The sequence below is a fragment of the Streptomyces flavusporus genome, from assembly GCF_046267975.1.
Classification (GTDB): domain Bacteria; phylum Actinomycetota; class Actinomycetes; order Streptomycetales; family Streptomycetaceae; genus Streptomyces; species Streptomyces flavusporus.
Genome location: NZ_CP176503.1, coordinates 5,417,293 through 5,430,145 on the forward strand (window position 1 = coordinate 5,417,293; position 12,853 = coordinate 5,430,145).

Genomic DNA, 12,853 nt, shown 5'->3' on the forward strand with positions numbered 1-12,853 from the left:
CGCCCTGGGCGGCACGAATGCCCGCGGACTGACGGGGTGGCGGGTGTCGTCCGCGCCCACCCCTGCCGCCCTATGCGGCATGAATGCCCGCGGCTTAGCGGGCAGCGTCGCTGAGTTGTGGTGGCAGTGGGGCCGCGTGGGTCACCGTCAGGCCCGATACCGCTCGGGTCAGGGCCACGTACAGGCGGCGTAGGCCGGTGCGTTCGTCCGGTTCGGCGTCGACCACTGCCTGGGGCTCGTCGAGGACGACGTGGTCGTACTCCAGGCCCTTGGCGAGGGAGGCCGGGACCAGGGTCAGGCGGCAGTCGGGGGTTGTTTCCTCGCCCGGCGAGAGGTACGGGATGCTCGCCGCCGTCAGGGCCTCCGCGAGGGCCGGTACGCGGGCGTCGGCGGCGATCAGGCCGATCGAGCCCTCGTTGCGCAACGCCTGCGTGCACGCCGCGACCACGTCCGCATCGCCGGTGACCGGCCGTACCTCGAACGACCCGGGGTTCTCGCGCACCGACGCCACCGGTGTCAGCCCCGGCGCGATGTGGGGCAGGAGCCGTGAGGCGTAGGTGATGACGTCCGTCGGGACGCGGAAGCCGGCCGTCAGTTCCTCGATCACCGCTTCCGGCTTGCCGAGGTGGGTGAGGGCCTCGTCCCAACTCCTCGTCGCCCATGGCGTGGTGCCCTGCGCGAGGTCGCCGAGGACGGTCGCGGAGCCGGTGGTGCAGCGCCGGCCGACCGCCCGGTACTGCATGGGGGAGAGGTCCTGCGCCTCGTCGAGGACGACATGGCCGAGGGAGGGCGTGCGGTCGACGAGGTCCGTCGCCTCGTCGATCAGCACGGCGTCCGCGGGCGACCACTTGGCGGACTTCACCGACCGCACCGGCCTCGCCCACAGGATCGTCTTCTGCTCCTCCTCGGTGAGGATCCCGTCCGCATGGACGGCGAGGAAGTCCATGTCGGTCAGCAGCCGCAGCACCAGCTTCGCCGGGTCGACGGGCGGCCAGATCGCCTTGACGGCCGCCTTCACCGCGGCGTTGCGGGCCACCGCGTCCTGCACCCGGTCGTCCGGCGCCTCACCCGACCGTTCCATCTGCACCAGCACGGCGTGCGCGATCCGCTGCGGCAGCGCCTCGCGGGCGGCGCCGTGGCGGATGCCTCGGTCCAGCAACTCCCGCACGATGTCCTCGAGTTCGTACGCCGGGACCCGCCAGCGCCGGGAGCCGCGCACGACGACGACCGGCTCGGTCGGCAGCGTGACATGCGCGTAGAGGGCGTTGCGGAGGACCTCGGCCATCCGGGCGTCGCCCTTGACGATCGCCGCCGCCGCGTCGTCCGTGCCGCGCACCTCCACATGGGCCACCAGGTCGTCGACCGTGGCCTGGCGGACCGTCAGCTCACCCAGCGCGGGCAGCACCTGCTCGATGTAGTGCAGGAAGGACCGGTTCGGCCCGATGACGAGGGTGCCGGTGCGGGCGAGCCGCTCCCGGTGAGCGTAGAGGAGGTACGCGACCCGGTGCAGGCCGACGGCCGTCTTCCCGGTGCCCGGACCACCCTGTACGCAGACGGTCCCGGAGAGTCCCGACCGTACGATCTCGTCCTGTTCGGGCTGGATGGTCGCCACGATGTCCCGCATCGGGCCGACACGCGGGCGCTCGATCTCCTGCTGGAGCAGCCTGCTGGCCTTCGCCGCCTCGGCGGGGTCGGACAGGTGCTCGTCCTCGTAGGCCGTGAGCTCGCCGCCGGTGTAGCCGAAGCGGCGGCGCAGGCCGACGTCCATCGGGTCCTTCTTGGAAGCCCGGTAGAACGGCTGTGACACCGGCGCACGCCAGTCGATCACCATCGGGTCGCCGTCGGCGTCGTGCACATGCCGACGCCCGATGTGCAGTGTTTGATAAGCGGCCTCCGGCCGCGGGCGCTCCCCTTCCGCCCCTTCGGCCTGCTCGGCCCCCGGTGCGTGCAGATAGTCGAGCCGGCCGAAGAACAGTGGCGTGTCGCTGAGATCGGCGAGGGCCTTGATCCGCTCGCCGATCTGGTGTTCCAGGATCTGGGCGTTGACCCAGTTCGCGGTGACGTCACTGATGTCGAGCGACTCGACGTCCTCCCGCATGGCGCGCAGCGCGGCACGGGAGGCGGAGAGATGGGCGCGCTCGCGGGAGAGGGGGTCGTCGGCGGGCGTGGACAAGGGGGTGCCTCCGTCGGGGACCTGCGTGAGTGTGGGGTGGTCGATGCCGTCCGGTTTCCGGCCGGACGGCGGCACTCCGCTGGGGAGGCGGGCAAGAGCGGAGATTCTAGGTAATCGGGGGAGTACGACGCCAATGAATTTCCGGCGACCCATTCCTTACCCCTAGGGGGGTGCCTCATCCCCCTTCAGGGGAGGGGGTCCCACCAGAGAGCTACGGGGAGGCGGTCGAGGTTCGGCCCCCAGACCGGTTCCGTTCCCGGGTGCGGAAATCCACCATGGAGACATGAGTGGAGCGACCATCACCCCAGCTCCGGCCCGGCCGTCCGGCGCCACCGCCCTCGTCGGCAGCCACCGGCACCGTCTCGGCGAGGCCCTGCGCGCCGTGCGGGTGTTCGCGGGGGCCGCGTTCGACGTCATCATCCTCGGTGAGTACGGCGAGGAGGCGGGCGTACGCCGGAATTGAATGCTCCCCCTCGTGAGCGAGGGGGATTCCTGGCTCAGGCAGCCTCCCGGACCGGCGGTCCGGGAGGTCTTACGCCCTCGACACCAGCCGGGTTCAGACCTGCCCGGACCAACATCACGCGGGCGGAGTTCTTGTCCCTGGGGGACACGAGCCCGCACGCGGTGCAGGTGTAGGTACGTTCGGACAGCGGAAGTGCGTGCTTGGTTCTCGCTCCGCACGATGCGCAGTCCATGGTGGTGTGCGCGGGGTGCACCAGGCGGACGTCTCGTGCGTGCTTGCGGCCCATCTCGATCAGGGCCTGCTTGGTGGCGCCGATGGCGGCGTCGGCGGCCTTGCGGGCCATCGACGTCCTGGCGAGGAACTTCGGCCGGAAGTCCTCCACCGCGATGGCGTCATGGTCGGTCACCACGCGCTTGGCCCACTTGCGGCCGGTGTCCTGCCGCTGCCGGGCGACCTTCTGGTGCGCCTTGGCTCGCAGGTGCTTCGCCTCGCGGTAGCCCTTGGAGGCGGCCCGGCCCGTGGGCGGTTTGCGGCGGGCCATCATCCGGTCGTACCGCGACAGCTTCGTGGCAGCCTTCTTCCCGTGCTCGGTGTGCGGGAGATCGTGTGCGTCCGAGGTGGTGGTCGCGGTCTCCTTCACCCCCCAGTCCACGCCGATCACCTGGCCGGTCTCGGCGAGCGGCTGGACTTCGGCGGGCACGACGAACGAGGCGTACCAGTGGCCGACGCTGTCGCGGTACACCCGCACGCTGGACGGGTCGGCGGGCAGCTCGCGCGACCACACCACCGTCAGCACGATCCCGCCCGCCAGGTGCAAACGCCCGTCCTTCAGCCGGAAACCGCGCCGGGTGTAGTTCAGCGTGGGCAGCGCCTCGCGCTTCTTCTTCCATCTGGGCATTCCGGCCCGCTGCCGCAGGGGCAGCCGGTCCTTGATGTCCTTCTGCGCCTTCGCGCGGGAGCGGCCGAAGTCCCGGATGATCTGCTGCTGCGGCACCGAACTGCCCTCGCGCAGCCACGGCGTGCGTTCGCGGGCCTCGGTCAGCATCCTGTCGAGCTGTGCCGGGCCGCAGGTGCGCTTGTCCTCACCCTCGGGCCGGTTCTGGTTCCAGGCGTGTGCGGCCTTGGACTTGGCCACGCACTCGTTCCAGATCCACCGGCAGCGGTCCCACTCGGCGAGCAGCGCGGTGCGGGCGGTCGACGACACGCGCAGCCGGAACGTGTACCGGGCGTGCCCGCCCTCCCCAGCCCCCTTCACCAGCGACACGACATCACCCCCTCCCACGCCCCGCCCGCTCATCCCGGCCTCCACAGCGAGACCGTACGTGCGACATGCGCACACCCGTGCCCCCACCGCGGCACTGTCACCACAACCAGCGAATACAGGCACACACGTTCGCTTTCGCTCGCGCCGTCCTGCGGGCGCTCCGCGCCCCAGGCGACCGGACACGACGACGCTCCGCGTCGCCGTCACGGGATGCGATTTCTCCCCGGCGTGACCGCCGGGGCGTCCTCGCAAGAATCAGGTGACCGACTAGGGTCACTGCGTGACCCACCGATCACACTCCGCAACTCCCTTCCTCCTCCTGGCCGTTTCCCTGGGGGCCTTCGCCGCCCTGTGCGCCGTACAGCGCTCACCGATGGCGGACGCGCTGGTCTACCGGGCCCAGGGTGAGGCGGTCCTGCGCGGCAGCGATCTGTACGGCTTCAGGGTCACCGAGTGGCGGCTTCCCGCCACTTACCCGCCCTTCGCGGCGCTCCTGTTCGTCCCGACGGCCTGGATTCCGGTCACGGCCCTCAAAGCGGCGTTCCTCGCAGCCAACACCCTGCTCGTCGCCTGCCTCGTCCACCTCTCCGCCCGGCTGGCAGGGCTGCCCCTGCGCCTTCCAACCCTGTGCGCGGGCACGGCCCTGGCACTCTGGCTCGAACCGGTCTTCCAGACCCTCCTCTTCGGCCAGATCAACCTGCTGCTCGCCTGCCTGGTCCTGTGGGACCTCACCCGTCCGCCCGGCGCCCCCGGCAAGGGCGTGGCGCTGGGCATCGCGGCCGGGATCAAGCTCACCCCGGCCGTCTTCATCGCGTATCTCTTCCTCACCCGCCGCACCCGCGAGGCGTTCACCGCGACCGCCGCCCTCGCCGCCACGGTCCTGCTCGGCGTCCTCATCCTGCCGTCCGCCGGCGCGGACTTCTGGCTCCGCCGCCTCTACGAGACGGACCGCGTGGGCAAGCCCTGGATCGTCGACAACCAGTCCCTGCAGGGCCTGCTCGCCCGCGCGCTCGGCGACCCGTCACCGGGTCCGGCCTGGATGCTCCCGGCGCTGCTGCTCGCCGCCGCCGGGCTGTGGCTCGCGGGCCGGGCCGGTGACGACCGGAGGGGCATCGTCGTCACGGCCGTCACCGCGCTGCTCGTCTCCCCGATCAGCTGGTCCCACCACTGGGTGTGGTGCGTGCCGCTGATCGCCGTACTCCTGGCCGAGGGCCGCGCCCGCCTGGCCGCGCTCACGGCCCTGCTCTTCACGGCCCGCACGATGTGGCTGCTGCCCCACCAGGGCGACCTCGACCTCCGACTCCCGTGGTGGCAACAGCCGTTGGCCTCGCCCTACCCGCTGCTGGGGCTGGCCGTGCTGGCGTCAGCCCTCCTCCGGCAGCAGGAGCACCTCGCGCCCGCCGAGGTGCGACACGTGCCGCTCAGCTCTCCGCGAGGATCTCGTCCGCGTCCACGATCCGGTACGCATAGCCCTGCTCCGCCAGGAACCGCTGGCGGTGGGCGGCGAAGTCCTGGTCGATCGTGTCCCGGGCCACGACCGAGTAGAAGTGCGCCTGGTGACCGTCGGCCTTCGGGCGCAGGACGCGCCCCAGGCGCTGCGCCTCCTCCTGGCGCGAGCCGAAGGTGCCCGACACCTGGATGGCGACCGTGGCCTCCGGCAGGTCGATGGAGAAGTTGGCGACCTTGGACACCACCAGCACGCTGATCTCGCCCTCCCGGAACGCGTCGAACAGCTTCTCCCGCTGGGCGTTGGACGTCTCGCCCTTGATCACCGGGGCACCCAGATGTTCCCCCAGCTCGTCCAGCTGGTCGATGTACTGCCCGATGACGAGGATCTGCTGCCCGGCGAACCGGCGGACGATCGCCTCCGTCACCTTGCGCTTGGTGTCGGTCGTCGCACAGAAGCGGTACTTCTCCTCCGTCTCGGCGGTGGCGTACGCCAGCCGCTCGGCGTCCGTGAGGTTGACACGGACCTCGACGCAGTCCGCGGGCGCGATGTAGCCCTGCGCCTCGATCTCCTTCCACGGCGCGTCGAACCGCTTGGGCCCGATCAGCGAGAACACGTCCGACTCGCGCCCGTCCTCCCGCACCAGCGTCGCCGTCAGGCCCAGCCGCCGCCGCGCCTGGAGGTCCGCCGTGAACTTGAAGACCGGCGCCGGCAGCAGGTGCACCTCGTCGTAGAGGATCAGGCCCCAGTCACGGGAGTCGAACAGCTCCAGATGCGGATAGACGCCCTTCCGCCTGGTCGTCAGCACCTGGTACGTGGCGATGGTGACCGGGCGGATCTCCTTCTTCGTACCGCTGTACTCCCCGATCTCGTCCTCGGTCAGCGAGGTGCGCTTCACCAGCTCGTGCTTCCACTGCCGGGCCGAGACCGTGTTCGTGACGAGGATGAGGGTCGTCGACTTCGCCTGCGCCATCGAGCCCGCGCCCACCAGTGTCTTGCCGGCGCCGCAGGGCAGGACCACCACGCCGGAGCCGCCGTGCCAGAAGTTCTCCACCGCCTGCTTCTGGTAGGGGCGCAGCGCCCAGCCGTCCTCGTGCAGCTCGATCGGGTGCGCCTCGCCGTCGACGTACCCGGCGAGGTCCTCTGCGGGCCAGCCCAGCTTCAGCAGCACCTGCTTGATCTGCCCCCGCTCGGAGGGATGCACGGCCACGGTGTCGGGGTCGATCCGGGTGCCGACGAGCGGTGCGACGCGCTTGGAGCGCAGGACCTCTTCGAGGACCGGTCGGTCGGTGGTGGTCAGCACCAGCCCGTGCGCCGGGTGCTTGCTCAGCGTCAGCCGCCCGTAGCGGTCCATCGTCTCGGCGATGTCCACGAGCAGCGCGTGCGGCACCGGGTAGCGGCTGTACTGCACCAGCGCGTCCACGACCTGCTCCGCGTCATGCCCGGCCGCGCGCGCGTTCCACAGGCCGAGCGGCGTCACCCGGTACGTGTGGATGTGCTCGGGCGCCCGCTCCAGCTCCGCGAACGGCGCGATGGCCCGACGGCAGTCGTCGGCACGCTCGTGGTCGACTTCCAGGAGCAGAGTTTTGTCGGACTGGACGATCAGGCAGGACACACATACCTCCGTGAATAGGATCGTCAGCGTGACAGACACCACACCTGCCACGGCTCGGGCCATGCCCCGTGCCCGGCGCCCGAAGGGCGTTCCGGGCAGCACACCAGGAATGCGCGCCGCCATCTATGTTCGCCTATCGCGCGAAACAGAAGAGTCTACTTCTCCCGAACGTCAGCGTGCGGCCTGTGAGGCCCTGTGCACGGCCCGTGGCTGGCAGGTCATAGCCGTCGAGGAGGACATCGACGTCTCGGGTTACTCGCGCGGCCTGGACCGTGAGGACGGCAAGCCGATCCTGCGCACGGACGGGCTCCCGCTCGTCACGCGTCCGCCGATCCTGGACATGGACACGTGGCACGCGTTGCAGGACGAGCTGAAGCGTCGCAAGGGGGCGGGTGAACAGCGCCGTGAGCGTACGTCACTGCTGCGCGCGGTTCTGTACTGTGGACTGTGCCACTCGCGCATGTACACCTTCACCGCCAAAGGGAAGGTGCGGTATCGCTGCATCGGGCGCTTGAAGCAGCGCCAGCGCACGGGACAGCAGGGGACCTGCTACGGCCCCAACGTGGCGGCCGAGCACACCGAAGCACATGTCACGGAACTGTTCCTCGAACAGTTCGGCAAGCTCCCCGTGGTGCGCATGGTGGAGCGCGTGGGAGAGGACTTCCGCCCGCAGATCCGGCAGGCCGAGGAAGCGCTCAGCGACCTTGAGAAGGACCGCTACGAGCGCGGTCTCTTCAAGGGGGAGGACGGAGCAAGGCGCTATGCCGACCAGTACGCGAAGCTGGAAGACCGCCTCGCTTCACTCAAGGAGCGGCAGGGCAACGCCAAGCCCGCCGGGGTGGAGGCCGTGCCGACGGGGAAGACGTTCGGCGAGCTGTGGAAGGACGCCAACACGGAGGGCAAGCGGGACCTCCTCTTGGAGGCGGGAGCCTATGTGGAAGTTGCCCCCGCTCGAGGTGGCGGCCCCCGCATGGACACCTCGCGCCTTTCGGTCTTCTTCGGGGACGAGGGGAAGCTTCGTCGCGCCAAAGCGGACGGCAAGGACACCGCACCCGTCATCGACACGATGGCGGAGGAGGTGGACGGCACTCTTTTCTGAGCTGAGCCGGCACTGACCACCGCTCTCGGCCTGCTCGCTGGACTTGCTTCCAACGGCGGGCCGTTTGCGTGCCCGAGGCGGGTTACGGGGCGCGGCGCTGAGGGGCCGACAGCCAGCGAGGTGGGGTGCACCCCCCTGGCCGAACATCACGCCCCGCAAGCGTATGGCGACTGAGAGGCGTTACGGGTTCCAGGGCCGCCGGAGGCACGACCCGTACCCCGCCGGTCGAGGCAGAAAAGCTGCCTCTCCGTACTTCTTCCTCTGTGATTCCCCAAGGAAAGTTCCTTTGAAAGGCAGCTATTTGGCCTCGCGCCGAGGGTGGGACCTGATCCCGAAGCCCGGGTTCACAGCGATGCCGCGTAACGGCTGGCCAGTGCGGCCGCGGTCTGGGCGATGGCCTCCCGCAGCTCGGGCGGGCCGAGCACCTCGGCCTCGGTACCCAGTCTGAGCAGGTCGCTGACCGCGACGGCTTGCGTCTCGACCGGCATCTCCACTTGCACCCAGCCCTCAGCATCCGGCGGACCGGCTCCCTCAAGGGCCCGCGCGCCCGCCGCACCGAACTGCATGGGCAACATCCGCTGGGCACGAGGCGAGATCCGCAGTAGCGCAACTCCCTGGTGAAGCGCGGCCTCCAGGCGCCGGGAGGATTCCTCCCAGTAGGCAGCCAGGTCGAATCCCGCCGGGCGATCAAAGACTTCTCCCGTGCTGTTCACGGCCAGGAACCGCGAGATCCGGTAGGTCCGCATGGTCTCGTCGGCCCGCGCCACCAGGTACCAGATCCCGCCCTTGAGGACAAGACCGAGCGGATGCAGCTCCCGGTGCACCTCGCCACGCCACCGCCGGTAGTGCGCCCGCAGCACCCGCTGTCCCCACACTGCCTGGGCCACCGGCCCCAGATGCGGAACCGGGTCGGCGTCCCGGAACCAGGCCGGCGCATCCAGGTGGAACCGGTCCTGGATGCGCCGGGCCCGGTCGGCCAGTTCGGCTGGAAGAGCGGCCTGCAGCTTCAGCTGGGCGGCGGCCAGCACCGCCCCGAGGCCCAGATCGCGCGCAGGCCCGGGAGCTCCAGCGAGGAAGAGCGATGCGGCCTCGGTGTCGGTGAGCCCGGTCAGCCGGGTGCGGTACCCGTCCATCAGCCGGTAGCCACCGGTTGGCCCGCGGTCGGCGCAGACCGGGACGCCCGACGCGCTCAGCGCCTCGATGTCGCGATAGACCGTGCGGACCGACACCTCCAGCTCCGCGGCGAGTTCGGACGCGGTCATCCGCCCACGGTTCTGGAGCAGCAGAAGCAGGGACAGAAGCCGGTCGGCACGCATGGAGGCATTGTCCTGCTGTACCTGACGGGAGATGTCAGGTACAGCGGTCAGGCTGATCACGCACTGCACGGGAAAGACCGTGCGACCGATCAAGAGGACAGCCATGCCCGTCCAGACCAGCGGCCACTTCACCTTCGCCAACTGGGAAGAGCGCACCCTCACGCCGAGCGAGGTGAGTCCGAAACTCGCCCACGCCACCGTCACCAACGCCTTCTCCGGTGGCATCGAGGCCACGGACACCACCTGCGAATACACCATCGTCTACGTCACGGAGAAGACCGGCACGTTCACCGGCATGGAGGTCCTGGCTGGCCGCCTCGACGGTCGCGAGGGCACCTTCGTCGCTGAAGAACGGGGCTCCTTCGATGCCGACGGCACCGTGCACTGCACCTTCGAGATCGTGCCGGGATCAGGAACCGGAGAACTGGACGGACTGCGCGGGACCGGCAGCTTCACCGCCAAGCACGGCGAACCGTCCGTCCCCTACACCTTTGACTACGACCTGGACTGACAAATACCCCAGGCAGTGCGTCTCGGGATGAACCCGCAGGCCCCGCCCCGACAATGGGGCGGGCCATCGCCCCACGCAAGCGCCAAATGCCCATGAAGACCCAGCGTCATGAAGCTCTGAAGGTCACAGACGTCGCCTCCCGCCCGCCCCGGAGCACCATGGGGCCGTCGATGAATTAGTGGGACGTTTCGCGCTCGCTGGCTGTGGCTGTCGCGTGCATGACGTAGTTGGCGAGGTCGCTGGGGTCGATCAGGCGGGCGGGGATCGGTTCGGGGCGGTAGCCGTAGTCCTCCAGGAAGGGGCGGACCTGTTTGATCAGGGCTCTCATCTGGTTCTCTCCGATGCGGAAGAGGTAGGAGGTCAGCGAGCGGGACAGGCCGCGCTGGTCGAGGACGGCGGCCCAGATGATGTTCTCCGTGGTGAGTTTGCGGTGCCGGGGCCGCTGCTTGGGCGGCAGGGCGTCGAGGCGTTCGCGGACGCTGATGGTGAGACGGTCCAGGTCGGTGCGCTCGAGACCCGTCAGGAGGGGATGGGTGGCCAGGGTCGCGCCGAAGGTGTGTGCGTGGCGGGGGTGGGACCGGCGGCCGGGCGGATGGAGCGGGACGTCGGGGAGTCCGGGTTGGGGTGGGATGGTGTAGTTCCACTCCCCGTGGAAGGTATCGGGGCGGATGGTCAGGGCGGCTGCGTGCTGCTCGCTGATCTCGATCCCCGTGGGGTAGCTGCCGGTGTCCAGGCGCGCGGTGACGGACAGCCCGGTGCGGGTGGTGGTCGCCGAGATCAGGTTCAGGGCGGTCTCGTAGCTGGTCAGCGGGTGGGCGCGCCAGTTGAGGGAGATGAAGGAGAACAGGCGGTGCTCGACCCGGTTCCATTTTGATGTTCCCGGCGGTAGGTGGCGCACGCTGATCTCGAGGCCGGTCTCGGTGGCGAGGACGGCGAGGTTGGCCTTCCATGCCTTGGCGCGGGAGCTGTTGGACCCACCGCCGTCCGCGGTGATCAGCAGACGCTTCGCGTGCGGGTATGCGGCCCGTCCTTCTTCCCGCCACCAGCGACGCAGGCAGGAGGCGGCGAACGCGGCGGTGTCGTGGTCGGTGCCCACCACGACGAAGCCGGCGTTGCGGCCCAGGTCGTAGATGCCGTAGGGGATCGCGGTGCCGGTCGCGTGTGAGGGGAAGTCGTGGTCGAGGACCTTGACCGGGGCGCCCGGCGGGGCCCACTCGCGCCCAGGCCGGGCGAAGGGGCCGATCAGTTCCTTCTTCTTGGTGTCCACGCTGATCACCGGGTCCCCGGCGTGGAGGAACTCGGCCACCGTGTCGTTGAGGTGCCGGAACTGTGCGTCCCTGTCCCGGTGGTGGCTGCCGGCCAGCACCCGCGCGTTGCCGCGCAGGCTGAACCCGGCCGCCTTCAGCAGGGCCGCGACGGTGTCGCGGCCCGCCTTCCGGCCCTGGGCGGCGAGCTCGTCCGCGAGGCGGCGCAACGATTTCGTCGTCCACGTCAGCGGCTTCATCGGATCGCCCTGCGTGCTGTCTTCGACCAGCTCCAGCAGGGCCGGCATCAGACCCGGGTCCTTTGTCGCCAGGGCGGGGCGGCCCGCCCCCGGCCGTCGCACCCGCCCGTCCGGTTCCTCGCCCGCATCGAGATCGGCCAGGCCGCGGCTGACGCAGCCCTTCGAGACGCCCGCGGCCCGTGCCACCGCAGCGATCCCGCCGTGCCCGAGTTGCCGGGCCTCCGCGGCGTACAGGATCCGGCGCTGCCGCTCGTTCAGATGCGGCGTCACCGCCTCCAGCTTCTCCTGCAACGACATGATCAGCTCATCGAAGCGCCCCATACCGCATCAACGAGCCCAACTACCGCAAGAGACGCACTAATTCATCGACAGGCCCATCATAAGTGCGTTCAGAGGTCGTTTTCTCCCGATGTTTCATCCCGGAATCTGCGGTTGATGTGGCTTTGTGGGGTCACGCCAGGAGATGGGGTCTCGCCGGTGAGGCGGCGGGCCATGAGGTCGGTCATGACCAGGTGGATCATGGCTTCGGAGCAGGCGGGGAGGGTTTCGTAGTCGCGGGCCAGGCGGCGGTGGAGCATGAGCCAGCCGTAGGTCCGCTCGACTGTCCAGCGTTTCGGTATCGGGGTGAATCCCCTGGCCCCCGGGGGTGCGGGCGACGATTTCCATGTCGATGCCGAGGGTGGCGGCGTGCTCGACGAAGTGCTTGCGGTAGCCGCCGTCGACCCGGGCCTTGCGGATGCCGGGGTGGTCGGCGGCGACCTGGCCGAGCAGTTGGGTGCCGGCCACGGAGTCCTGGACGCTGGCCGCGGTGACCAGCACCGCGAGCAGGAGGCCGATCGTGTCGGTCACAATGCTCCGCTTCCTGCCCACGATCTTCTTGCCCTCATCCGTGCCCTGACTCGTGGCGGGGACACTGGTGGAGTTCTTCACGCTCTGCGCGTCGATCACGCAGGCCGACGGGCTCGCGTTCCGGCCCTCCTACTGCCGCACCAACTCCCTGAGCAGGCCGTTGAGCTGGGCGAACACGCCGTCCTTCTACCACTTCGCGAAGTAGCCGTAGACCGTCTCCCATGGCGGGAAGTCGTGCGCTGGCGGTCGAAGTCGGCTTTGAGGTGTGGGTAGGTGCGGTAGAGCGTCGCCCGTGGCACTCCGGCGAGGGTGCACAGGCTTTTGACGTCGCACTTCAGGCCCTCGGGGTCTGGCCCGGCGAGGAGTTGGCGCATCACTGCTCGGATCCTGGTCTCGGTCTCCGCCTGGCGGTCATGCGTCACTTTCCAGCTCCTCGGGGGTGTGCACTGTGGCGTCGATCTCGGCGACGACGCGGCTGGCGCGGTCGAACGCGGCCTGGGCTCGGGCCCGTTCGTGTTTGTAGAGCCGGGGGTTGCTGAGGAAGACGGCCTGGGTGTTCTCGGCGTGGTCGGCCCAGACCTGCCGGTACTGCGACAAAGGCCAGCGGCAAGA

At 69.8% G+C, this 12,853-nt stretch carries 9 protein-coding genes and 2 pseudogenes; 4 read left to right on the forward strand and 7 right to left on the reverse strand.

What is annotated here, in order from left to right; all coding sequences use genetic code 11:
* Positions 1-94: 94 nt before the first annotated feature.
* Complete coding sequence (locus ACKTSN_RS25730) at positions 95-2,173, reverse strand: HelD family protein (RefSeq protein ID WP_409471270.1); 2,079 nt, start codon at positions 2,171-2,173, stop codon at positions 95-97.
* A 283-nt stretch (positions 2,174-2,456) separates the two neighbouring features.
* On the opposite strand from ACKTSN_RS25730, the gene ACKTSN_RS25735 reads away from it, so the two are divergent.
* Entirely contained in the window at positions 2,457-2,636 is a 180-nt protein-coding gene (locus tag ACKTSN_RS25735) for a hypothetical protein (RefSeq protein ID WP_409471271.1), read from the forward strand.
* A gap of 34 nt (positions 2,637-2,670) precedes the next feature.
* On the opposite strand, the gene ACKTSN_RS25740 is transcribed toward ACKTSN_RS25735, so the two are convergent.
* On the reverse strand, positions 2,671-3,900 hold the full coding sequence (locus ACKTSN_RS25740) for an RNA-guided endonuclease InsQ/TnpB family protein (RefSeq protein WP_409471272.1): 1,230 nt from the start codon (positions 3,898-3,900) through the stop codon (positions 2,671-2,673).
* 280 nt (positions 3,901-4,180) lie between these two features.
* Here ACKTSN_RS25740 and ACKTSN_RS25745 point away from each other — a divergent pair.
* Positions 4,181-5,350 (forward strand): annotated as a pseudogene (locus ACKTSN_RS25745) (glycosyltransferase 87 family protein); the annotation flags it as partial.
* Here ACKTSN_RS25745 and ACKTSN_RS25750 read toward each other — a convergent pair.
* Positions 5,322-6,962, reverse strand: a complete 1,641-nt coding sequence (locus ACKTSN_RS25750) for a DNA repair helicase XPB (protein WP_409471273.1) — start codon at positions 6,960-6,962, stop codon at positions 5,322-5,324. The pseudogene ACKTSN_RS25745 and the gene ACKTSN_RS25750 overlap by 29 nt on opposite strands.
* A 28-nt stretch (positions 6,963-6,990) precedes the next feature.
* On the opposite strand from ACKTSN_RS25750, the gene ACKTSN_RS25755 reads away from it, so the two are divergent.
* Positions 6,991-8,061 (forward strand): recombinase family protein, encoded by a 1,071-nt coding sequence (locus ACKTSN_RS25755; protein WP_409471274.1) that lies wholly within the window; start codon positions 6,991-6,993, stop codon positions 8,059-8,061.
* A gap of 344 nt (positions 8,062-8,405) precedes the next feature.
* Here ACKTSN_RS25755 and ACKTSN_RS25760 read toward each other — a convergent pair whose 3' ends face one another.
* Complete coding sequence (locus ACKTSN_RS25760; protein ID WP_409471275.1) at positions 8,406-9,377, reverse strand: helix-turn-helix transcriptional regulator; 972 nt, start codon at positions 9,375-9,377, stop codon at positions 8,406-8,408.
* Between the two features lie 103 nt (positions 9,378-9,480).
* Here ACKTSN_RS25760 and ACKTSN_RS25765 point away from each other — a divergent pair, with 103 nt between their 5' ends.
* On the forward strand, positions 9,481-9,888 hold the full coding sequence (locus ACKTSN_RS25765; RefSeq protein ID WP_409471276.1) for a DUF3224 domain-containing protein: 408 nt from the start codon (positions 9,481-9,483) through the stop codon (positions 9,886-9,888).
* A gap of 175 nt (positions 9,889-10,063) precedes the next feature.
* Here ACKTSN_RS25765 and ACKTSN_RS25770 read toward each other — a convergent pair whose 3' ends face one another.
* From ACKTSN_RS25770 to ACKTSN_RS25780, 3 genes and pseudogenes are all read right to left on the reverse strand, one after another.
* Complete coding sequence (locus ACKTSN_RS25770) at positions 10,064-11,713, reverse strand: ISAzo13 family transposase (RefSeq protein WP_409471277.1); 1,650 nt, start codon at positions 11,711-11,713, stop codon at positions 10,064-10,066.
* A gap of 93 nt (positions 11,714-11,806) precedes the next feature.
* Positions 11,807-12,656 (reverse strand): annotated as a pseudogene (locus tag ACKTSN_RS25775) (IS5 family transposase).
* Entirely contained in the window at positions 12,653-12,838 is a 186-nt protein-coding gene (locus ACKTSN_RS25780; protein ID WP_409471278.1) for a hypothetical protein, read from the reverse strand. The pseudogene ACKTSN_RS25775 and the gene ACKTSN_RS25780 overlap by 4 nt, the downstream one beginning before the upstream one ends.
* Positions 12,839-12,853 lie beyond the last annotated feature (15 nt).

What these genes read in the sequence shown, in the direction of transcription:
- ACKTSN_RS25760 (WP_409471275.1), bottom strand. Translation starts at nt 9,377, where the DNA reads ATGCGTGCCGACCGGCTTCTGTCCCTGCTTCTGCTGCTCCAGAACCGT.
- ACKTSN_RS25765 (WP_409471276.1), top strand. Translation starts at nt 9,481, where the DNA reads ATGCCCGTCCAGACCAGCGGCCACTTCACCTTCGCCAACTGGGAAGAG.
- ACKTSN_RS25735 (WP_409471271.1), top strand. Translation starts at nt 2,457, where the DNA reads ATGAGTGGAGCGACCATCACCCCAGCTCCGGCCCGGCCGTCCGGCGCC.
- ACKTSN_RS25770 (WP_409471277.1), bottom strand. Translation starts at nt 11,713, where the DNA reads ATGGGGCGCTTCGATGAGCTGATCATGTCGTTGCAGGAGAAGCTGGAG.